Source organism: Alcaligenes sp. GW821-FHT11D07 (genome assembly GCF_058808495.1).
The window spans coordinates 1686632-1708181 of sequence record NZ_JBXART010000001.1 but is presented as its reverse complement, the minus strand read 5'-3'; the positions used below and the strand labels follow the sequence as shown (position 1 = coordinate 1708181).

Below are 21550 nucleotides of genomic sequence, written 5' to 3'. Positions count from 1 at the left end.
ATTAAGCAGCACGACTGGCAACGGGGCGCGTTATAGACAGGGCTTTTTGGCTCAAGACTAGACCGCTCATAACCAAGGCCACCCCTAGCAGTTGCAAGCTGGTGGGCCAGACGCCTTTCACCAGCGCGTCCAGCGTAAAGGCGGTTACTGGCACCAAGAGCATGAAGGGGGCGACAGTGACGGCACCTAGCTGCTTGATGGCGTTGAACCACAGCGCGAAAGGTCCAGCAGTGAGTGCGGTGGCCAGCAGGAACAAGCCCAAGGCGTTCAGAGCAGTAATCTCATTAGGAATGTCTTGGCTGACCAAAGCGACGATGGTCAGTTCCACACCGGCGATCAGTAATTGCCAGCCGGTAAAGCCCAGCAAGGGCATAGGGGGCACACCCCATTTATTCAGCAAGACTCCGCCCGTGGCGATTGACAGCATGCTGCCCAGGGCGGCAAGGATACCGACCAGATCCAGTTGTGCCTGACTGGACAGGACCACCAAAGACACACCCAGCGCACCCAGCAAAACGGCACCAATTTTTAGCAAGGCGGGGCGAGAACCCAAAATGCCCCAGGCAATAAAAATGGTGGCCAGCGGGGTCAGTGCTTGGAAGATGGCAGCGACACCACCAGGCAGGCGGGTGGCGGCGATAAAAAACAGACCAAAGAACAGGCCTGCATTCAGTGTGCCCAATACCGCCAGACGGCCCCACCAGTTGCTGGGGGGTAGGCTGCGCACCAGTACCAAGAGGACCACAGCGCCGCCCAAGGCACGGACCGCAGCCAGAAAGAGCGGATTAGGCGGCAGCCAGGTCGTGGTTAGTACGTACGTAAAACCCCAGAGAATTGCGGCGGTGGCCGCTGCCAGTTTGGCGTTCATGAGCGCGTGCTCCTTCATCAGAGAATAGTGGATGAGGAGACTATAGAATTGCAACGATGGCTTGAATAGGTGGGAATATGGCCATCAGCGTTCTATAAATGGAACGTTCCTAAAAGTGTGTTTAGCCTTCGCTGGCGGGCTTGTCAGTGGGAAGGTGAAGAATGCTTGAAAATTCCTGTCCCAGAAAATCAAGCAGGGCACGGACAGCCGGCACCAGTCCGCGTCGAGACGGAAAGACCGCGTGGATGAGGCCGGATCGGGGGTTCCAGCCGGGCGCTATATCAATCAGACGGCCGTCCTGCATATACGGGGCGACCAGCATGGCGGGCATTTGCACGACACCTATGCCTTGCAGTGCGGCTTGTAATAAGGTCATGCGGTCATCGCACACCAGCCGGGGTTGATACGGCACTTCCATCTGGGCACCGTCCGCCGTTTGCAACTGCCATACTGGATTACGCAGCAAGGGCTCATCGCTTAGCGAAGGCCAACTGGCCAGTACATCCAACTTGGGCAGGCCGCCCATGCGTTCAATCAAGCTTGGGCTGGCCACTAAATACTGGGTGCTTTCACCCAGTATTTTCATGATCAGACCGCTATCTTCCAAGGGGGGAAAGCGCACGCGCAAGGCGAGATCAAAGCCTTCACGGATCACGTCCACCCGTCGGTTCGTGCTCTCGATTTCCAATTGAACTTGGGGGTAGGCGGCCATATAGCGGGCCAGCAGTTCATTCACCCCATAGTCCAGCAAGGCCAGCGGGCAGCTCATGCGGACGGCCCCTTGAGGTTCGCTGCGGTGGCGTTCGATGATTTCCTGGGCAGAATCCGCCTCCACCAGCATGGCAATGCAGCGCTGGTAATACATCTGGCCGATTTCAGTCACGCTGAAATGGCGGCTGGAGCGCTGAATCAGACGCACGCCCAGCGATTCTTCCAGCAAGGTGATCCGGCGGCTGAGCTTGGATTTGGGAATACCCAAGGCCCGCCCGGCCGGGGTGAAGCCGCCGTGATCAACGACTTGCACGAAGTAATAAAGGTCATTCAGGTCGCGCATAGGGTGGATCAGGCTGGTAGAGCAGCAATGGCTTCCACCTCGAACAGCATTGCGTCCAACGCTAGTCTTGTAACGGGCACCAGCGTGCAAGTGGGGAGTGGGCCCACGCCGAAGGCGCGCTGCAATTGCGCACCGTAAATTGGCAGTTTGGCCTCGCTGTGATCAACGATATACACCGTCAATTTGGCAATGTGCTGCATGCTACCGCCCACAGACTCCAGTGCAAGCCGTACATTGTGAAAGGCGCGGGCAACCTGGGCCTGAAAATCGGGTTCGATGTTGCCGTTTTCATCTTCGCCACTTTGGCCTGCAATAAAGACCAGCCGTGTGCCCGCCGGCACTTCAGCCACGTGCGAGTAGCCGTTAACGGAACTGTCGTACAGACCCTTGGGATTGCTGATGCGTACAGGGGAGTGGGGCTTCATATCGCTTATCCATTTTTAAAATAGTTGCTTGTCTTGGTGGGCTGTGGAGTAGGGGAGCGGCCATTTGCCTAGCAAGGCGCAGGCGGCCTGTGAGCTGGCATATCAAAGACTTAGGCCCCCTCCGTTGCCCCGCTTAGTTTTCTGAGGGAACCGGGCAGCCCAGGTTGCCTTCCGGGCAGGACAAGTAATTGTTGAAATCCTTGATGCGGACTTGAGTAAGTTCTGTGCGGCAGCTTGTGATCAGCATGGAGTGGATGCTGCCGCCTTGTGAATGAATGGCGGCGAAGTCGCATTCGGCATCTCGAAAACTGACCCAGGCCCGTTGCGCTGTACGCATGGCGGTGAGCGCGTCTTTATCGTCTTTCAGGCGATTGCCGATTTCTTTATAGAGCTTATTGAGCTCTGCGTCCGAGCTTTTGTACTGCTCGCTGATGCACTGATTAATTGCGCTTTGCGTATTCAGACTGTCGCAGTCTGCGGCCTGCACGGCAGGCAGGCTGGCGATCAAGCTAAGTCCTGCGGCTATCAGGCTTGTTTTCAAGGCTTTTCTCATCTGATTCTCCGGCGGGTACAAAGGAAGTCCGTGTGGGAACTGCTGGGCATTGACTGCGGTTAATACTGTCTGCGCAGGACCTAAATCCTACTACATACGAGTATTAATTTTTTAGCGGCTACCGCCCTCTGGATTCATCTTGTCTGGGGCGGCGTTACGATCTTATTGGCTACTGTTCAGCGCATGATCGCTGGTACTCACAGACGTATAGTTAAATCGCTCTGCCAATTCCTGGCCTTAATTTCCCTGGTGTTCTGCGTCGAATGAAAACTATGAATCCTTCCCTGCATGATCTGATTCTTTCTCTTGAAAAACGCTTGTTTGATCGCGCGATTCGTGGCGATGTGGACGAGCTCAGTCAGTTGCTGGCCCAGGATTTTGTTGAGATCGGCGCACGCGGGGCAGCCTGGGACAGGGCAGAGGTCCTGGCCTGTTTGCCGCAACAAGAATTTGTGCAGCGCGTTTTGAGTGATTTCAAACTGACTGTGCTGGCCGATGGGGTGGTCCTGGCAAGCTATATCTGCGAAGTGCCGGGCGAAGAGGGGCCGGTCCGTTCTTTACGCAGCTCTATCTGGAAGCAAATAGAGGGACGCTGGCAGATGGTGTTTCATCAAGGCACAAAAATGGCTACGGCAGGATAGAGAGCTAAGCCTGCTTGGCGCTTTCTGGCCAAAGAAGATCAGGCCGTAGATGAAGGCAGCCCGATCGGTCTGTGCATCTGTTGTGGCATTGAACCGCAAGGCTGGCGCCGTTCCGAAAGGATAAAAAGTGGGTAGTTGGTGTATGTCTTTCTGCCCACAAGCTCTTCTTACAGACCCTGCTGAAGAAAGGCTGCTGTCGCGGGGGCTACTTGGTGAAAATCCATAGCATGGTGGAAAATTTCGCCATTTTTGGACTCTACGCTTAGCCACAGCTGGTGCTCCAGCTCGCTGCCTTTGGGGATGGCAAGGTCTACGCTACGTGTCCAACGAACGCCACCAAAGGCCTGCTTTGCAGAGGGTGTGTTTTGTTGCTTGTTTACGTGCAGGTACGCGCTGCGGATGTCCGTGTCGCAGGAGTCGCAAAAACGGATGTGAAAGGCCTTGGTGTGTGTGCCGTTGCGGGACAAGGCCGGTGGATGAGAGTCGGCTTCAGCCAATACAAAAGACCAGGGGCCAATTTGGCCTTGAACGGCGTCGGGGCGGTAAATCGGGGCAGGCCCGGATTGCGCGACGGAGACCAGGAAAGCGGCCGGTATGGCCAGCAGGCTGACGGCAAAAGCCACGTTACGCGAGGAGGCTCCAAGCCTTGCTTTTGCGGGCGTTGCAATGGAGCCTGACTGCGCAGACGCAGACGCAGCTTTTGGGGCAGCCGCTTTTGCTACTGGGGCCGGGCGTGCTCGCACCGGTTTTTTCTCTTGCCACGGCCACCAGGGCAGATAAAAGCTCAGTCCAGCGCCTGCCATGGTCAGCCAGCCCAGCCAGGAAACGGCACCGATACTCCAGCCCCAGCCCGCAAAACACAGGAGCAAGGCCAAGGCTAGTAAAGGCCAGCCTATCAAACGAAATAACAGGCGCTCACGTGCGCTGGGCTCTCGATGCAGCAGAAATTCGCCCTGACGCTCGCTGGCCAGCGCCAGCAAGATAAAGCCCGCCAGGCTACTTAAAAAGACGGCCAAATTCAGCCATAGGCTGGTGTTGCTCATGACAGGGCTCCGGCTGGCATCAAGAAATAACTGATTAACCACAGAAGCGCAGCGGGCAAGACCATGCCTGCCCAGGCGCGGGTGGCGCTAGTGGTGCTAAAAACCCAGATGACGGCCAGGGTGTACCAGACAAAGCTCAGCATGGTGGAGGCCAGTACGGCCTGACCCTTGGGCAACGGCCAAAGCAAGGTCAACAAAACCATGGCGCCGGAGGCCAGCGCGTAGCCGCCTAGCGTGGCAGCGACAATGCGTGACAGCACTTGCAGGCGATAAGAGGAGGACAACTGGCTCATGAGCTGGCTCCTACGGCTTGTAAAGGAGCCTTGGCGGCAGATTTGTGTTGCGCCGCTGCGATCTGCCATTTGCGTTTCATTTTGAAGGCGATATAGGCAAAGGTGGCGGCCAGACCCAGCATGGTCAGATCAAAACCAGCCAAGCCCCAGTCACCATGAGGCAGGGTGATGCCCAGATGGCGCTCGGTGGTGAAGGCATTCAAAACTGGAATCAAGGCGTAGGCGGCTGTTGTCAGCCATAACAGCTCCAGCCAGGCGCGCTTTAAAGGACGCCATATGGCGTACAGAAAGGACCAGCCCCACACCAGAAACAGTGCGTGGAACTCCCAGTCTGCTCTATCCAGCAGGGTGACGGGCAGCAAGCGATTGGCCCAGAAGTACGCTGCCAGGCCCAATGGCAAACCGGCCAGCGTGCCCACATTCAGGATCTCAACCAGACGCAAACCTGCCGCATCGATACGCTCGGACAGGCTGAAAGGGGTGGCTTTCGCCATGCGTTTTTGATGTTGAGTGCGTCGCTTGACGGTCCATAGCACCAGGCCTGTACCGATTACGGCGCAGCCTAATAGGCCGGAGATGAAATACAGCCAGCGTAACCACCATTCAGCAAAAATTCCTTCATGCAAGGCCAGCACCACACGTTGCGTATCAACCGTGGCATTGCTGTCGTCCTCAGCTTCAAGCGGGCTGCCGTCCAGCGCGTTAAAGCGCAAGGTTTCACCACGCGACCAGTTCACGCCGCTGACTCCTGTGCGTCTGAATTCCACATAAGGCTGGCTATCTTTTGGGTGCGTGATTTGAATGGAGGCAATAGCATTCTTGCCCCATTGCTGTTCAGCGGACTGCATCATGGGGGCAAGAGGCTGCTGAGGCATGGAAACCGGCAGGAAATCCCGCTTTTGTGCACGAATATCCTGAAAGTAGGCTTGCCGTCCCGCTTCAGAGGAGCCGTACATGACCTGTTGGCCAGCAGGCATGTAGATGGACATGAAAAAGACCAGTCCCGTATAGGTAATCATCAGGAAAAAGGGCAGGGACATCACACTGACGATATTGTGCGCATCAAGCCAGGAACGCTGTCCTTTGCCTGGCCGAAACGTGAAGAAGTCCGTGAAGATCTTTTTGTGTGTGATGACGCCGGTTACGACGGCCAGCAGCATCAACATGGTGCACACACCCACCAACCAGATCGCGACCTGATACGGCATGTAATGCAAGGCATAGTGCATGCGATACAGGCCATTGCCTCCCGCTGTGGCGCGGGGCTCGATTTCTGGTTGCACCTGCCCCGTTATCGGGTCCAGGGTTTCACTACCACGGCTGCCACGTCGTTGCCCCGCTTGAAGCATTTCTTCCCAGGAGATGGACAGCTCCTGCTCAAAGCGCGGGTTGGTGGCGTGGTGGGGCAGCGTAATGGTCCAGGCTTTGGCTTCGGGGGCGACAGCGTCCAAGCGCGCCAGGGCCAGATCCAGCATGCCACTGTGTTGATCGGGCAAGGTCTGCGTGGCCAGTGGCCGCTCTGGTTCCATCCAACGCGTAATCTCGTCGTCTACATACCCGGCTGTGCCGGTGACGAAAACAAAAAACAGGACCCAGCCCACCACCAGACCGACCCAGGTATGCAGCCATGCCATACATTGGCGAAATGACTCTTTCACGCTGACGCGCCTCCTACTTCAACACGCGCATCACACGGGCGTTGGATTGATGACCATAAAACAGAGAAAAGCCGTGCTTGCATGCTTGGCAACTTGCCCGGAAGGGACTTGTGGCACCCGTTGGTATTCAAGCTGCACTCATCCTTAAGCCTTCGCTTTTTAGGCGGTGGTCGTAGGGTGATGGAGGGGGAAAAGGAGCATCAGGCTTGGAATAAATGCAGAATAATAGCAATCATTCTCATTTCGGTGTGGGGATATTGCAGGATGGGCAGGTTTTTACGAAATTGAGCGCTGTGCCATAGCTGTTTCGGCATTTTCCATAGGGAACATCGTCTTATGTCGCAGGCTGCGGGAGTCATTGAATTGAAGTTTTGGGGCAACGCCAGGCTTGCGGCATGCAAGCAGTGTAAAAAGTGCGGATTGCTGCAGCGGAATTGATTGCGACGCAGGTGACTAGCCTGATCAAAAAGGCCCCGGAAACGTGTGTTTCTGGGGCCTGCTTTGAAGCTGATGGGTCAGTTCGTATTTAGAGCACCACAAACAGTAGCCAGACGACGACCGGCGCAATGACTGTGACGGCGGCACCGTATAGCAAGAGCTGGCGGAAGAAGCCTTCGCGTGAAATACCCTGGGCATTGGCCAGCACCAGCGCGCCGTTCGTGGAGAAGGGGCTGACATCCACAATGGTGGAGGAGACGGCCATGGCGGCGATAAAGCCCACCGGCCCCACGCCCCCATCGCCTTGCAAGAAAGGAACGGCCAGGGGAATCAGCGAGCCTAGTACAGCAGTGGAGGAGGCAAAGGCCGATACCACAGCACCTACAAATAGCAGCAGCAAGGCAGCCATCAAGGGTGAGGTCAGCTGAGCCACGCTGTGGCCCACAAAATCAATGGTGCCCATGGTTTCCATCACGCCCACATAGGTGCTGACGCCCACGATCAACATAATTTCTGGCCAGGATACTTGGCCCAGTGCACGTTTTTGCAGATTAGGGGCCATCAAGGTCAGCGCCAGTCCGATGGTGATGGAGGTAAAGCCAATGTCTTGTTTAAAGAACAAGGTCAGCACGGCCAGAATGAACAAGCCGATTAAAGTCACCACGCGGTACCAGTGTGGGCCTTCCTCACCCCCCTTGCTGGCCTGGACCAAGGCGTCCGGACTGTTGTTGGCGGTTTTGCGTTCTTCGCCAAAGGCCTCTGCTTCAGCATCGCCAAACACTTGGGGGCCACCCGATCCATGAGCCACTTTGGCAACCTTGACGTCCGCTGAGCCCAAGTCTACTTTTTGGCGCATCAGCTTCAGACCGCCCATCCAGACGAACAGCAAAATGGACACGCCCAGGTTGATGCCAAAGCTGGCCATCATCGTAGCCATTTCATTCACGGGCAAGCCGGCGGCGCTGACCACCCGGTTGGTGATGCCACCATAAATACTGATGGGGGAAAAGCCGCCGCCTTGAGCGCCGTGAATGACCAGCAATCCCATCAGCAAAGGGCTGATGCCGTACTGCCGTGCAAAGCCTAAGGCGATGGGGGCGATGATGGCAACAGCGGCAGGGCTGACAGCGCCCACCGACGTCAGGGCAGCAGTGATCAAAAACATGATCCAGGGGATGGCGGCAATCCGCCCACGTACCGCTCGCACGGCCATGCTGACCAGCCAATTGATGGTGCCGTTATTTTGGGCCAGAGCAAATAAGTAGGTAATGCCTGCCAGTGTCAGAAACAGGTCAGCTGGAAAGCCGCCCATGATCTCTTTGGCACCCATTCCCGCCACCAGCGTGCCCACCAAAAAAGCGCCTACAAAGGCAATCAGTCCCATATTGATGGGCAATGCCGTAGCCAGTATGAACATGCCTCCTAACACGCTAATGGATAGCCAATGCATAGATCTTGTCTCCTTGTAATTGAACCTTTTGCAGGTTTCTGGAGACGACCATATCAGCGGCCGTATAGCGGCATCAATCAAGCTGTTGGCATAACCGTTACGCAAACTGTAATGGTTGCTCAGGCAGGCAATGGTTGAGCTTTAAATCAGCTCGTGTTTTTTATGGGAGTGCTTATCGAGGAGGTCTTGGCGGCCTGAATACGCTGGGTTCTGAAACAGCAAGCGCGCGGCGAAAGAGAAACTGGAAGCTTATTGTTTATCCAGTTCTGCTATCAATTCGCGGCTGTTTGTTGTGCGCCCAAAGTGATGCTTCCACAGTTTGATGCCCAGTTCCCCGGATCGGTCCAAAGAGGACCCGACGGTCAAGTCGGTCAGCAAGGTGGGGTGCAGGCCAGCATCAAACAGGGCAAAGCCGGCCGCCAGAACGCAGGTGTCGGTTTGAATGCCGCACACCAGAACGCGGTCAGCCTGGAATTGCTTCAAGTATTCCAAGGCGGCTGGGCTCGGGCCGTAGCCATGTTTAATAAAAATAGGTTTGGCATTGACCAGGCATTGGTCCGTCCGTGGCGGGCACCATCCCAATTGGCTGGAGAAGGGGGTTTGGGCCTCGTCGTGCAGCTCGATCAAGGCGGCGCAAGGCAAGCGTGTACACAGAGCGTTAATGCCTTCAATCAGCCAGGGGGGAGGCAAAAAGCAGCCTTGCACATCGACAATCAACAGAATCTGTCGCATAGCGGGAGTCTCAATAGGGGCGCATTGTCTTGTGCCTAAGCCGTCAAGACGTGCGTCTGGGTTGCGCCGGGAACCAAGCCCTTATTGAAACACGGAGTCAGGCTGTTTTGCGGGTCCAAGTCAGCCGGGCACCGATCACAATACCTATGACAGCCAGCAGCGAACTGATCGACAAAGTAGACAGGCCGCTTAAGCCCTGGCCTATGGTGCAGCCCAGAGCTAACACGCCACCCACGCCCATCAGCGCGCCGCCTGCCATCGAACGCAGCATCTGGCGTGGCGACTCAAACCCTTCCAGTTTCCAGCGACGACTCAGCAGGGCGCTTAGCAGGGAACCGAGCAGGACGCCAAACACAATCAGGATGGTGAATCTAGGGCTCATGCCGGTGGAGATCATGGTGTATTGAATGCTTTCCCCAATCGGCGCGACAAAGCTCAGGGAACTGACAGGCAAGGGTTCGAAAGGATCATCGCCCAGCCAACCCGTTGTTAGCCAGCCTGCCACAATCAACAGGCCCACTACGACACCGGCCAGTAAATCATTTTTGCGCTGACCTTCTTGGCGACGTGAAAAAGCGAAGGCCACCAGCGCGGCCACGATGACAACCGTCAGAATGGTTTTAAGCAGTCCAGCGGGAAGGCTTGCGGCCGGCAAGGTGATGCTGCTGGATGGGGCCAGCAGCATGCGCGCAGGGGCCAGCAGCCCCGTCAAGGTCATATAGGCAGCAATGCCCAAACACAGCAGCACAACAAAGGAGCGCAGGTTACCTTGGCCCAGCAATACCAGGGCGCGCGCGCCACAGCCATTGGCCAATGTCATGCCAGCACCGAAGAGCAGGCCGCCAATGGGGACTAGCAGCCAGGAAAAGGTGGGGTTCAGGTAAAGGGACTGATCAAGATTGATCAGCTCATTTGCGGCAGCTAACTGTGTCCCGGCCAAAGCCAGGGCCAGCGCCAGGGCAAAGCCCTGGAGTTTGTAGCCACTGCGCCCGGACCAGCGCTCGGTCAAACCACGATAAAAGCAAAATCCACTGATCTGGCCACAGATGCCAAAGACAAGGCCAATGGCCAGGCTGACCCACAGTACAAGTTCTGTATTCATCATGTGCGCTGGAAGTTAAAACCGGGTTAAGAACACTTAGCCTTGCGTGCCCCAGATGTCGCGGCTGATCGCGGCATACCAGGCCTCGCCATATTGGGCCTCCTGCTTGCGGAAGGCCGGGCTGGCTTCTTTGGGGCTGACCCCGCCAGAGGCTTCCACCAGTTTGTCGTCCGCAAAAGCATACAAATGCCCCACGGAAATCCCGTAATCCGGAGCGATCAAACTGTAGCAGGTATTGCTTAGGGTGGCTTGGGAGGTGGCCTTGCCGCTCAGCGCATTGATGATGGCGGCGGCGGCCAGCTTGGCTTGCGTGTTGGCCGAAAATCCGGACTTGGGCATGGGCGAGGCAATCGTGGCATCGCCTACCACGTAGATGTCTTTGACCTGCTCGGACTCAAAGGTATGCGGGTCGATGGGCACCCAGCCACTGGCGTTGGTAACTCCTGCTTGCTCGGCAATGACACCGGCTTTTTGAGGCGGGATCACGTTCAGCACATGGGCTTTATGAATTTCGCCGAACTCGGTTTCCACGCTGAGCTTGGCAGCATCCACCCGAGTGACTTTGCCATCTTTGGAAAAGGGCACCCATTCGATCATGTCGCCATAGACTTGTTTCCAGCCGTCCTGGAACAGGCCTTGCTTAGAGAAGTTGTCCTTGGCATCCAGAATCAAAATTTTTGACTTGGGTTTGTTCTGCTTGAAGTAATGGGCCACCATGCTGGCGCGCTCGTAGGGGCCGGGCGGGCAGCGGAAGGGATTTTCGGGGGCCACCATGATGAAGGTGCCACCATCGGGCATGGCTTCCAACTGGCTTTTCAGCAGACGGGTTTGATCCCCGGCTTTCCAGGCGTGGGGAGCCAGCAAAGATGCCGCCTCGTCGTAGCCTTCCAGCGTATTCCAGCGAAAATCGATACCGGGTGACAGCAGCAGCTTGTCATACGAGAGCTTGTTGCCTTTCGCCAAGGTGATGGATTTGGCATCGGCATCCACAGCCGTGGCGTAGTCGTGGATGACGTCAATACCGGCAGCTTTCAGATCATCAAAGCCGTGGCCTTGCTGCTCGAAACGGCGCAAACCGGCCAGGTACAGATTGCTGAACGGGCAGGTGTAAAAGGTGCGTGCCGGCTCGATCAAGGTCACTTTCAGGGACGGATCGCCCCGCTTCAGGTACCGGGCTGCCGTGGCACCACCAAAGCCGCCACCGACCACAATCACATGGGCGGAGCTGCTGCGCGCATACACAGGCAAGCTGCTCAAGGCCAGGCCGGCAACGCCGGTTTTACCCACCAGACTTAACCACTGGCGGCGAGAGGAGTTCAAGGGAGTGCTCATTCTTAACGTCCTTGCGCAGCGGTTTTAGCGTTGGGGGAAAGCTCGGAGAAGTGGTGTGCCAAGGCTTCCAGGTCAGCATCCTGATAGCCTTTGACCAGGCGATTCATGATGGTGGTGCCGGCAGGTGGCGCATCCGAGGCAAAGGCGCGCAATTGTTCCAGCAAGGCGCTTTCGGAGCGGCCCGCCAGCGAAGGAATAATGGTCGTGGAACGCCCGTCCGGACCGTGGCAGTTCGCACAGGAGTTGGCCACGATCTTGATATCCAGCTTGGAGGAATTGGCCCATACCGGTGCGGCGGCGCTGGAGGCGGCCATCAGGGCAGGGGCTAAGAGGAGACGACCTACGAGGGAGAGGGACATGGGCATTCTTCTTGTCAATGTGCTTCGATGGTAGGAAAGGACGCTCAGCGTAGCATTCCCCTTAAGCCCGCCCTGTATGACTATATAGAGCCCTGTTATGAACTCAGCGCCCAAGGCGGGCGCTGAGTGGGGGCGTTTAAGCCGGCAAGCGTTAAGGTCGTCCTGTTTCAAGCATTGATGGTCAGTTCGGCCTGGCCATTGATGACGGCGCCTTGATCGTCTGTCCAGCTCATCTCCAAAGTTCCTGATTGTCGAGCCACAAAGGTAAATTCGATATAGGGATTTTGGGAAATGGCGGTTTCCGGCTGCCAACTGAACAAGAGTTCTCCGTTGAAGTTCGCCTTGAAGTCGTTGATGATGTTGCGCGCAACGGGCTGGCCTTCTTTGTTCAGGCGCAGACCGCTTTCCATGCGGTGTTCGATCAGGGCGCGTACGCGCACAACTTCGCCCGTTTTAGGCTTGGCATTGCTGATCCAGATACGTGGTTTGCTCATGGGTGCCCCTTGGATTACATGCCGCAGCCGCCAGCAGTCACGGTGATGTGATGCTGGGCGCTCAGGACTCGGCCATCGCTCATCCGTGCCAGTGCGCGCACGGTTTGGGTTTCAATCAGGCGTAGCCGCACAGCGACTTCTGTCGTGCCTGCCAAGGCGGTGAAATTGAAGCGGCAAGCCAAAGGGTGCGGGTTGCCTTGAGCCAGGATAATCAGCTCCTGGCAGTACAGCTCATCGCTAATGGGCGTATCCAGCACGACTTTCACAGGCACAGCGGCAGGGTTGTCGCCCAAGGCGGGCATTTCCAGTTTCAGGCCTTGGTCTTGCGGGCTGGCCCCTTTCAGGAACTCGTCCACAATAGCTTGAACCTGGGCTGCGGTGGCCGGTTTCAGCAACTGGTCAAAGGCAACTTGCGCCTGCAGATTAACGGGCAGCCAGGCTGCGCTCAGTCCGGCCGCCGTGCCCAGCAAAAGCTGGCGACGGCGTACAAAACGGGAGGGAAGTTTAGAGGAAGTCATGGAAGCGGCTCTTGATCCACTGGAAGTCTTCTTGAACAAGGTCGGGGGTGCGTACATCCATATCAATCTGCGTTTGCAGAACTTTGCCGCTTGCGTCCAGCTCGTATTCAAATTTGACCGAGATTTCTTCTTGCGGGTCCCCGTTGACCATCATGTAGCACAGATTATCCGGCAGGACAGGCACCACTTCCTTGCCGGCGATGCGTTCGGCCAGGTTCTGGGCGACGATCTTGGCTACAGCATGCGCGACGTGCGCACTTTTTGGGTAGTGGCCGAACTGGTCGGAAATAAAGCCCATCGAGTCTCCAACCACGTAAACATGATCGTCGTCTCTTGCAGTGAACAGGCGTGGGTCAATATTGGCCCAGCCCGTGGGCTTGCCGTCTGCATCTTTGCCAATCAAGTCCGCATTCCAGATCATTTCCGAGGCTTGATGAGGCGGCATCAACACCGCATCGTCAAAATCGAAATCGCCCGCTGTGGTCTTGATGTGTTTCTTGAAAGGGTCAACCTCGCGTACCCGCGCATTGGGTACATGAGTGATGATGTCCGGATACAGTTCCTGGAAGGCGGCCCGATAGCCTTCGCCAATAGGGGCGATGGTGGGCTTGGGGTCCAGAATAATGATCTTGCCTGGAATCTTGTTGGTTTTAATGTGCCAGGCCATCAGACAGGCGCGCTCGTAAGGCGAGGGCGGACAGCGATGTGGCGGCGGGGGCAAGGTCATGACAATGGTGCCGCCCGTAAAGGCTTTTAGCTTGTTCTTTAGCGCGAACATTTCCGCATTCGGAATGTAGGCGTTAGGAAAATGCTGGCGGGTGTATTCAGCGGCGTAGGTGTCGTTACCGAACCAGGCATCGTATGCATTGCGTATGCCGCCAGACAGAATCAGGTAATCGTAGTTCAGTGCGCCTTGTGTAGTGCGAACCGTTTTTTTGTCGCGCTCGATGGCGGTGACTTCCGCATGCACCAGGTTGTAGCCATATTTCATGGCCGGTGCCAGCATGTCGTGATTCAGAAAGTCGGTGTTGACGATGTCAATCAGCCACTTGTTGCTCATGGGGCCCGACCAGAAGGTGGGGTTGCGCTCTATCAGTACGACTTGCGCGTGAGGAACGAGTTTGGACAGATACTTGGCTGCGGTCATGCCGCCCCAACCGCCACCGCAAATAACGATACGTGGCCCCTTGGTATGGGGCGGCAGGATTTGGCTGGTGTTGGTAATGATGGCCGGCGCCGACAGGCTGGCCGAGGGAAGAATCAGTGTTCCAAGCGCGGCGGCTGGCGTGGCCAGCATGAAGTTTCTACGATTCATTTTATGTTCCTCGTGATCATGACATGACACACGTCAATCAGGCTGAGTAGAGATCGCTTAGTGCGAGCCAGTATAGCCAAGAGTGCTCTAAGTGCAGGAAAAGGGCGCTTTACAGCCCAGGAAACAACAGAAGTGAACAAACTGCGTACTAAATGGTAACAAGACTATCTTTGTGAGGCGATTCCGGCGATAGTGCTCAAAGGGAAATTATTTCTCTTATTGACATTACATCTAGGATTTATTTTGAAGACAGAAATTGGTATTGTGAAGTGGTTCAACAGCGAAAAAGGCTTCGGTTTCATCATGCCGGAGAACGGCGGCAAGGATCTCTTCGCACACCACAGTGAAATTCAGGGAACAGGGTTCAAATCTTTGGAAGAGAACCAACGCGTTTCCTTCGTTGAAGGTGCTGGCCAGAAAGGCCCATGCGCGACCAAGATTCAAATTCTTTGATGATTGGCTTGCTGATTAGGCAAGCTTAGTCTCAAATCAGCAAAACTGGGCCCCATTCAATATGGGGCCCGTTTTTTTTGTGCTGCAAATCTGTTTGATGGATCGGGGCGTGATGCTGGCGCCTGACTGCCATTTGTCTTCCAGTAGGCTACTTACCCTGGCCTGTGTTCCTGTTCCAGCAATCTCAAGGTCAAGCGCGCTTCCAGCCCGCCACTTTGACGATTCAATAATTCCAGCGTGCCGCCGTGCTGGGTCGCAATGGCGTTGACGATGGACAGTCCCAAACCATAACCTGCTTGTTGTTGTGAGCCCCGCCAAAAGCGGTTCATGGCTTGATCGCGCTCGCTCTCACTTAAGCCGGGCCCATGATCCAGCACACTGATGCGCAAATAACCGGGCTCGCCCGCCTCGATGAGCAGGCTGATCGGTTGCACGGCTTTGGTGTAGCGCAAAGCGTTGTCGATCAGGTTTTGGACCGCCACGGTTAGCAAGGATTTTTCAATCTGTACCGGCCCCGGTCTGTTGCGTATATCCAAAGTGATCTGGTCTATGGTGTCGCCGTACACCGCTTTCAGCGCATGCAGGGCGGCATACACAGCTTCTTCGGCATGACTGCTTTCTTTGCTGGCGTTTTGCCCATCCAGTCGCGCCAGTTCCAAGAGTCTTTGCAAAATATTCTGCAGCTGTTGCACACCTTGATCTGCCTGGCTTAAAGCGGTGTCCAAGGTGGCACTTTCCCCCGGGCGCTGCGCGGCCAGATGCGCCACTTGAATATGGGTCTTGATACCGGTCAGCGGGGTGCGTAATTCGTGTGCCGCACTATCGGTGAAGCGGCGTTCGCGCACAATGGCCGCTTGCTGCCGCTCCAATAATTGTTCGATAGTCAGCAGCAGAGGGCGTAGCTCTTCCGGGGCTTTGACTTTGGGCAAGGGGCTGTCGTCTCCGGGGCGGCGGCGCGAGAGCAAATCCCGAATACGTTCCAAGGGGGCCAATCCGTGCGTGATGCCCACCCACAAAAGCAAGAGACTGCCAAACAGGGCTACGACAAAGGGCAGCCCCGCAGAGAGCATGATGCCCCGAACCAAGGATTCCCGTATTTCTATGCTGTCGGCCGCAGCAATCTGGATGTGACCTTCACGCAGCACAAAGGTGCGCCAGCGTTTGCCGCCGTGTATGTGGGTACCAAAACCTAATGCTACTTGCGACATATCCGGGCTACCTGCCGTGCGGCTGACGGCCTGAATTTCCACTTCGCTGCGCACCACACTGATTTCACAAGCCACCCCATCGCGGGCAATGATATCCAAAGGCCGCTCGGCAGACTGGGCCAGCTCCTGCAAATTAGGAAATTGGGCGACTAGCCCCGCCACCATTCGCGCCGATGCCGCCAGGCGGCTATCCAGGGCTTCGCGCAAAGACTGGCGTGCGTCCATCAGCATCCAGGTGGCGACGGCACTCCACAGCACTGTCAGGGAAATGCCGATAATCAGCAGCAGTCTAAGGCGTAAGCTCATGGTGTTCGATGGTTAGCCAGCAGGCCCCAGTTTGTAGCCCAGACCGCGCACTGTCTCGACAATATTGCTGCCCAGCTTGCGGCGCAGATGGTAGATGTGCACATTGATGGCATTGCTTTCCAGATCCTGGTCAAAACCATAGACGCTGTCGCACAGTTGTTCTGCACTCAAAATGGATTGGGGTTTATTCAGCAGGGCGCGCAGCAAGGATAGTTCACGGCGGGCCAGGCTGACGGGCTTGCCGTCCAGCGTAACGTGGCCGGTAGAGGCGCAGAAGCTGAGCCTGCCATATTCGATGCAGTCGGTTTCATGACCGGCCAAGCGGCGAGTCAGCACATGCAGGCGGGCAAGCAGCTCATCCAGGTCAAAAGGCTTGATGACGTAATCATCGCCCCCGCCCAACAGCCCCTCGACCCGATGGTGCAGGGCATCGCGGGCCGTCAAAATCAAAATGGGCAGTTTACGGCCCTGTTCGCGCCATCGGCGCAGCAAGCTCAAGCCGTCCTGATCCGGCAGACCCAGATCCAGAATACAGACATCAAAGCGCGAGGACAGCAGGGCCGTATCAGCCAGGCTGGCGGTTCCTACGTGATCGACGGTCAGCCCGTGCAAGCGCAGTCCCGCCACAATTCCGCTGGCTACAAGCGCATCATCTTCAACAAGTAAAACGTGCATTCTTCCCCCTTAAGTGTTGCTGGCCTGCACACTGAAAGCCTGATGCTTATTACGTTTTGGCATTCATGTTAGCAGTCTTGAGGACAGGGGCGAGAGGGAAAGTTTTCTTAATTTGCCCTTAATCCTGATCCTCTACTGTCATGTAGATTGCATTGCATTTTTATCTCGGTACTTACTTTTTTAATAAAACCGGCTTGGGCAATGACGTTTCTTTGGGCTTAGCCGCTATGACAGATATCGGGCACTTACACACATGACTCCTATATTAGGAATATTACTGGCGACCAGTTTTGTCGCCTCTTTGGTGGCACTGGGCATTCTTGTCTGGGCCGTGGCAAACAAGCTGATTTTCGTGGGCAAAAACGAAGCTGAGACCATCTTCATGAAAGGTGAGCTTGGCCAGCCCGACGATAGTGCTTCCTTTGGGGGGGAGAACGAAGCACAGGCACATCGTTTTGATGTATTGCGTGCGGGCATTGACCGCAGTGGGCGCGGGCCAGTACTGCTTCTGGTCACCGTCGGGATTACCTGGCTGCTGATTGGTTCGGTATTTGGCGTGATGGCCTCGTTGAAGTTGCATTGGCCTGACTGGTTGGCCGATGTCGCTCAAGTGACCTTTGGCCGTGCACGAACCTTGCACCTGAACATTGTGGCCTATGGCTGGTTGTCGGTCACTGGCATTGGTGTGGCTTTATGGCTATTGCCGCGTATTTTCCACACGCCGCTGCGACGCCCCAATATGGTCTACTTTGGCGCAGCCCTGTGGACCTTGGGTGTCTTGGGCGGCACGATTGCTGTTGCCAATGGCTGGTCTGACGGTATCGAGTGGCTGGAATTTCCGTGGCAGATCGATATCTTGCTGGCGATAGGGGGCTTTTTCCTGGCCTGGCCGGCGATTGAGACCGCCGCCAACCGCAAGTCGCGGCATATCTACGTGTCCGGTTGGTACTTCCTGGCGGGCATGGTGTGGTTTCCCTTCTTGTTCCTGGTATCCAATATTCCTGGTTTGCACATCGGTGCACAGCAGGCGACGGTGAACTGGTGGTTTGCTCACAACGTGCTGGGTCTGTGGTTGACGCCGATGGGCGTGGGTGCTGCCTACTACATCATCCCTAAAATCATTGGCAAGCCGGTGTATTCCTACAACGTGTCCTTGCTGGGTTTCTGGAGTCTGGCGCTGTTCTACAGCCAAGTGGGTATTCACCACTTGATGGGTGGTCCGGTTCCAACCTGGGCGGTCACCTTGTCGGTGGTGCACAGCATCATGATGTTTGTGCCGGTGATTGCGGTGGCTATTAACCAGCACGTTACCGTTGCGCAGAATATGTGGGCCTTCAAACAGTCCATGGCTTTGCGCTTTGTGTGGATTGGCGCGCTGATGTACACGCTGTCCTCTTTTCAGGGTTCGCTGGAAGCGATCCGTTCGGTGAACTCGGTGACGCACTTTACGCATTACACCGTCGGTCACGCGCACTTGGGCGCCTACGGTTTTGTGTCCATGGTGATGTTTGGCACGCTGTATTACATGATGCCGCACATTCTGGGCCGTCGCTGGCCCTTCCCATCCTTGATCAAAGCCCACTTCTGGCTTGTCACGGCAGGCTTCACGATTTATGTGCTGGCGCTGAGCATTGCCGGTGTGGTGCAGGGCATGGGCTTGATGGACCCCGGTTCGAGTTTTGGCGAGATCACTCGCAAGATGGTTCCGTATCTGGAAGCCCGCTCTATCGGCGGCACCATGATGACTTTGGGCCACTTCATTTTTGCCACGCACTTTGCCTTGCTTTTGCTGCGTAAAAACTCCGTGACTAGTGCGAATCCTACTCTTGCTCGGGCAGATGCGTCATGAATCGACTCTTACCCTTACTAATCGGTGCCATCGGGGTGCTCTTGCTGGCTACCTTGATGCTGGTCATTTTGCCAGCCTGGCAATTGCGTACTTCGGAACCTCCGGAGCAACTGAAACCTTATACCGCGCAGCAATTGCTGGGGCGCGACCAGTACGTGGCCAATGGCTGTTTGTACTGTCACAGCCAGCAGCCTCGTTCCACCGGTCAAACCTTGTTTGACACGGCGCGTGGCTGGGGGCGCGCGTCTACACCGGGGGACTACTTTTACGACTCGCCCCATTTGCTGGGCACCATGCGTACCGGTCCGGACCTGTTTAACGTCGGTGCGCGCATGAAAAGTCGTGACTGGCATTTGACTCATCTGTATCAGCCTCGGGCGATTTTCGACTGGAGCCTGATGCCGTCCTATCCCTATATGTTCGAGCTTAAAGACCAGGTCGCTGAAGGCGATGTGGTGGTGCGTCTGCCCGAATCCCTGCAGCCTGAAGGTGGCAAGCATGTTGTCGCCCGCAAGGAAGCCTTGGATCTTGTGGAGTACCTGCTGGCCTTGGATCGCACGTATGCGACCAGCGCCCAAGAGCTTGATAAACGCGACCGTGGCTACGATCGTCGTGCCGTAGAGGCCTCGACGGATTCGGGTGCTAAATAGGAATGTCATGACAATGGAAAAAGTTTCTAATTCGCCTCAGGTCGAGAACATTGACCCCACCTTCGAGCCGTGGGAGCCGCCCCGTCCCATTCCGATCTTTCTGCTCGCGGTTTTGGTGGCGCTGGCTTTGGCGGGTGTGGGTTTGTATTTGCATGATCTGGCCCCGCACGCCGCACCGGATGAGCCTACGGCTCCGGTCATCAGTGCCGGTGCGCCTGCCGCTCCGCCCGTATCTCCTGTTGCTGCTTTAAAGGATGCGCCCGCATTGGTGCATTCTGGCCAGGGCAGTGTGTGGAGCTGTGCGTCCTGTCACGGTGAAGCTGGCCAAGGAGCGGGCATCACGCCTCGCTTGGCGGGTTTGTCTGAAGGCTATTTGCTCAAGCAGCTGGAAGATTTTGCCAAAGGCACTCGTCTGAATGAGTCCATGCAGTACGTGGCCAAGGGCATGCAGCCTCAGGATATGAAAGAGCTGGCGGCTTATTACGCCGCGTTGCCTGCTCCGGCTATTACGGTGCCCAGTTCAGATGCGGATCTGGCGCGGGGTGAAGCCCTGTTTCATAAAGGGGACTGGAAGCAAAACGTGCCAGCGTGCATTAGCTGCCACGGCAGTCAGGGCGAAGGTGTGGGTACGTCCTTCCCGCCTTTGGCTGCTCAGCAAGCCGAGTATCTGTTTGCCCAGTTGTCCGCCTGGAAGGGGGGCCACCGCCACAACTCGCCGCAAAGCCTGATGGATGACATTGCGTCCCGTATGTCCTACGAGGACTTGTACGCGGTTTCCTATTACGCCGCCTCGCTGCCAGCTAATGGCAAGCAGGCGAAATAAGTTCAGAACAGAGAGCTTCAGATGAAAGACACTCAATCAAATCATTCTGGCAAAGCCAAGTCGGGGATGTCCGGCGCACGCAGACTGGCCTGGGGGGCTGGGATCGGTGTGGTGCTCTTTGCCATCGGTTATGGCATGAACGCCAAGGGCTGGCTGTCCTTTTCGCTGGGTACGTCCGATACGGTCCCGACCCAGCAGGCCAAGGCCAGTTACAGCCGTGCGGAGATGGAAAGCGACCGTAAAATCCAAAGCAAGGACAAGATGGCGGTCGCCGCCGGCATGCCTGTGGGGCCTGATGGTTATTACGTGCCGCCACCTGATAGCAGCATTCCGGATACGCCCTATGGCGAGGCGGTTCGTCGCGGTCAGAAGATCTTTATGGAGACCTCCACCACGGTATCGGATCATGTGGGTAACACCTTGGCTTGTGTGAACTGTCACCTGGACGGTGGTCGCCGTGAACACTCTGCGCCGATGTGGGGCGCGTATGTGAGCTACCCGGCGTATCGTGCCAAGACCAAGGCCATCAGCACTTTGGAAGATCGCATTATTGGCTGTTTTACCTTTTCCATGAATGCGCAGGCCTCGTCGTCGGGTGAGCCGCCGCCAGCGGGCAGTGATGTTTATCGCGACCTGATGACGTATATGTATTGGATGTCGGATGGTGCGCCCACTGGACAGAAGTTGCCCGGTGCCGGTTTCCCCAAGGTCAAGAAGTCCGAGCTGGGCTATGACTTGACGCGTGGCAAGGAGGTCTACACCAACAACTGTGTGTTGTGTCATGCGGTGGATGGTCAAGGCCAGAAGGATGCGGAAAGTGGTGTGGTGTTCCCACCGCTGTGGGGCCCCAACTCCTATAACTGGGGTGCTGGCATGGCGCGTATTGATACGGCAGCGGGTTTCATCAAGGCCAATATGCCCTTGGGTAAACCGTTTTCTTTGTCCGATCAGGAAGCGTGGGATGTCGCCGCTTATATCAACAGTCATGAACGTCCCAAGGATGCTCGTCAGCAGGGTACGCTTGAGCAAGCTCGTGTCGAGTTCCATGACGGCGAGGAAAGCTACTACGGCAAGGAAGTGAATGGCGTGATTGTGGGTGGTGGCGTGGAGAAGTAAGCCTTCGGCCCGTTGTTTGACAATGAGACCGCCTCAGTTTCTTTTGGGAACTGGGGCGGTTTTGTTTGTGCTGGCTGGTTTCTTATGCTGGTGCTGTTGGTGGATGTGGCACTTATGAATACCGATCCCCTATACATGCGGTGTTTGAGCTCTGAATGTGTGTATAGGATCTTGTGAAAACGCCAGTCTGGGCCG

At 56.2% G+C, this 21550-nt stretch carries 23 protein-coding genes; 6 read left to right on the top strand and 17 right to left on the bottom strand.

Features of this window, described 5'->3' with window-relative positions:
* Window position 1 precedes the first annotated feature (1 nt).
* The 4 genes from AC1RSM_RS07910 to AC1RSM_RS07895 form a co-directional block, all read right to left on the bottom strand.
* Complete coding sequence (locus AC1RSM_RS07910) at window positions 2-868, bottom strand: DMT family transporter (RefSeq protein WP_492931146.1); 867 nt, start codon at window positions 866-868, stop codon at window positions 2-4.
* A 121-nt stretch (window positions 869-989) separates the two neighbouring features.
* Window positions 990-1922, bottom strand: coding sequence for a LysR substrate-binding domain-containing protein (locus AC1RSM_RS07905; RefSeq protein WP_492931144.1), 933 nt, complete (start codon window positions 1920-1922; stop codon window positions 990-992).
* Window positions 1923-1930: 8 nt separating this feature from the next.
* On the bottom strand, window positions 1931-2347 hold the full coding sequence (locus tag AC1RSM_RS07900) for a RidA family protein (RefSeq protein ID WP_492931142.1): 417 nt from the start codon (window positions 2345-2347) through the stop codon (window positions 1931-1933).
* A 133-nt stretch (window positions 2348-2480) separates the two neighbouring features.
* Window positions 2481-2900 (bottom strand): lysozyme inhibitor LprI family protein, encoded by a 420-nt coding sequence (locus tag AC1RSM_RS07895; protein WP_492931140.1) that lies wholly within the window; start codon window positions 2898-2900, stop codon window positions 2481-2483.
* Between the two features lie 263 nt (window positions 2901-3163).
* Between AC1RSM_RS07895 and AC1RSM_RS07890 the strand changes: the two genes are divergently transcribed.
* A complete protein-coding gene (locus tag AC1RSM_RS07890; protein ID WP_492931138.1) occupies window positions 3164-3541 on the top strand; it encodes a nuclear transport factor 2 family protein in 378 nt (125 codons plus the stop codon).
* Window positions 3542-3708: 167 nt separating this feature from the next.
* Here AC1RSM_RS07890 and AC1RSM_RS07885 read toward each other — a convergent pair whose 3' ends face one another.
* The 11 genes from AC1RSM_RS07885 to AC1RSM_RS07835 form a co-directional block, all read right to left on the bottom strand.
* Window positions 3709-4584, bottom strand: coding sequence for a DUF3325 domain-containing protein (locus tag AC1RSM_RS07885; RefSeq protein WP_492931136.1), 876 nt, complete (start codon window positions 4582-4584; stop codon window positions 3709-3711).
* Complete coding sequence (locus tag AC1RSM_RS07880) at window positions 4581-4877, bottom strand: DUF3649 domain-containing protein (protein ID WP_492931134.1); 297 nt, start codon at window positions 4875-4877, stop codon at window positions 4581-4583. Before AC1RSM_RS07880 ends, AC1RSM_RS07885 begins: the two co-directional genes overlap by 4 nt.
* On the bottom strand, window positions 4874-6535 hold the full coding sequence (locus tag AC1RSM_RS07875) for a PepSY-associated TM helix domain-containing protein (RefSeq protein WP_492931132.1): 1662 nt from the start codon (window positions 6533-6535) through the stop codon (window positions 4874-4876). Before AC1RSM_RS07875 ends, AC1RSM_RS07880 begins: the two co-directional genes overlap by 4 nt.
* Window positions 6536-7061: 526 nt before the next feature.
* The gene (locus tag AC1RSM_RS07870; protein ID WP_492931130.1) at window positions 7062-8423 is read right to left on the bottom strand and encodes an SLC13 family permease; all 1362 of its coding nucleotides are present in this window, start codon (window positions 8421-8423) and stop codon (window positions 7062-7064) included.
* 249 nt (window positions 8424-8672) lie between these two features.
* The gene (locus tag AC1RSM_RS07865; protein ID WP_492931128.1) at window positions 8673-9155 is read right to left on the bottom strand and encodes a cysteine hydrolase family protein; all 483 of its coding nucleotides are present in this window, start codon (window positions 9153-9155) and stop codon (window positions 8673-8675) included.
* A 97-nt stretch (window positions 9156-9252) separates the two neighbouring features.
* Window positions 9253-10260, bottom strand: coding sequence for a YeeE/YedE family protein (locus AC1RSM_RS07860; RefSeq protein ID WP_492931126.1), 1008 nt, complete (start codon window positions 10258-10260; stop codon window positions 9253-9255).
* A 33-nt stretch (window positions 10261-10293) separates the two neighbouring features.
* On the bottom strand, window positions 10294-11589 hold the full coding sequence (locus AC1RSM_RS07855; RefSeq protein WP_492931124.1) for an NAD(P)/FAD-dependent oxidoreductase: 1296 nt from the start codon (window positions 11587-11589) through the stop codon (window positions 10294-10296).
* A 2-nt stretch (window positions 11590-11591) separates the two neighbouring features.
* Complete coding sequence (locus AC1RSM_RS07850; protein ID WP_492931122.1) at window positions 11592-11948, bottom strand: c-type cytochrome; 357 nt, start codon at window positions 11946-11948, stop codon at window positions 11592-11594.
* Between the two features lie 167 nt (window positions 11949-12115).
* The gene (gene soxZ / locus AC1RSM_RS07845) at window positions 12116-12442 is read right to left on the bottom strand and encodes a thiosulfate oxidation carrier complex protein SoxZ (protein WP_492931120.1); all 327 of its coding nucleotides are present in this window, start codon (window positions 12440-12442) and stop codon (window positions 12116-12118) included.
* A gap of 14 nt (window positions 12443-12456) precedes the next feature.
* Entirely contained in the window at window positions 12457-12960 is a 504-nt protein-coding gene (locus AC1RSM_RS07840) for a thiosulfate oxidation carrier protein SoxY (protein WP_492931118.1), read from the bottom strand.
* Window positions 12947-14275 (bottom strand): NAD(P)/FAD-dependent oxidoreductase, encoded by a 1329-nt coding sequence (locus tag AC1RSM_RS07835; RefSeq protein ID WP_492931116.1) that lies wholly within the window; start codon window positions 14273-14275, stop codon window positions 12947-12949. The genes AC1RSM_RS07840 and AC1RSM_RS07835 overlap by 14 nt, the downstream gene beginning before the upstream one ends.
* 243 nt (window positions 14276-14518) lie before the next feature.
* On the opposite strand from AC1RSM_RS07835, the gene AC1RSM_RS07830 reads away from it, so the two are divergent.
* A complete protein-coding gene (locus tag AC1RSM_RS07830) occupies window positions 14519-14728 on the top strand; it encodes a cold-shock protein (RefSeq protein ID WP_492931114.1) in 210 nt (69 codons plus the stop codon).
* Between the two features lie 152 nt (window positions 14729-14880).
* On the opposite strand, the gene AC1RSM_RS07825 is transcribed toward AC1RSM_RS07830, so the two are convergent.
* Complete coding sequence (locus AC1RSM_RS07825; protein WP_492931112.1) at window positions 14881-16242, bottom strand: ATP-binding protein; 1362 nt, start codon at window positions 16240-16242, stop codon at window positions 14881-14883.
* Between the two features lie 12 nt (window positions 16243-16254).
* Window positions 16255-16917: a response regulator gene (locus tag AC1RSM_RS07820; protein WP_492931110.1), complete on the bottom strand. Its 663-nt coding sequence runs from the start codon at window positions 16915-16917 to the stop codon at window positions 16255-16257.
* A 253-nt stretch (window positions 16918-17170) separates the two neighbouring features.
* On the opposite strand from AC1RSM_RS07820, the gene AC1RSM_RS07815 reads away from it, so the two are divergent.
* From AC1RSM_RS07815 to AC1RSM_RS07800, 4 genes are read left to right on the top strand one after another with little or no spacing between them, the layout of a single operon-like run.
* The gene (locus tag AC1RSM_RS07815) at window positions 17171-18766 is read left to right on the top strand and encodes a cbb3-type cytochrome c oxidase subunit I (protein WP_492931108.1); all 1596 of its coding nucleotides are present in this window, start codon (window positions 17171-17173) and stop codon (window positions 18764-18766) included.
* Window positions 18763-19416 (top strand): cbb3-type cytochrome c oxidase subunit II, encoded by a 654-nt coding sequence (locus tag AC1RSM_RS07810; protein ID WP_492931106.1) that lies wholly within the window; start codon window positions 18763-18765, stop codon window positions 19414-19416. Before AC1RSM_RS07815 ends, AC1RSM_RS07810 begins: the two co-directional genes overlap by 4 nt.
* 13 nt (window positions 19417-19429) lie before the next feature.
* Window positions 19430-20239 (top strand): c-type cytochrome, encoded by an 810-nt coding sequence (locus tag AC1RSM_RS07805; protein ID WP_492931104.1) that lies wholly within the window; start codon window positions 19430-19432, stop codon window positions 20237-20239.
* A gap of 21 nt (window positions 20240-20260) precedes the next feature.
* The gene (locus AC1RSM_RS07800; RefSeq protein ID WP_492931102.1) at window positions 20261-21355 is read left to right on the top strand and encodes a c-type cytochrome; all 1095 of its coding nucleotides are present in this window, start codon (window positions 20261-20263) and stop codon (window positions 21353-21355) included.
* The last annotated feature ends 195 nt before the right edge of the window (window positions 21356-21550 follow it).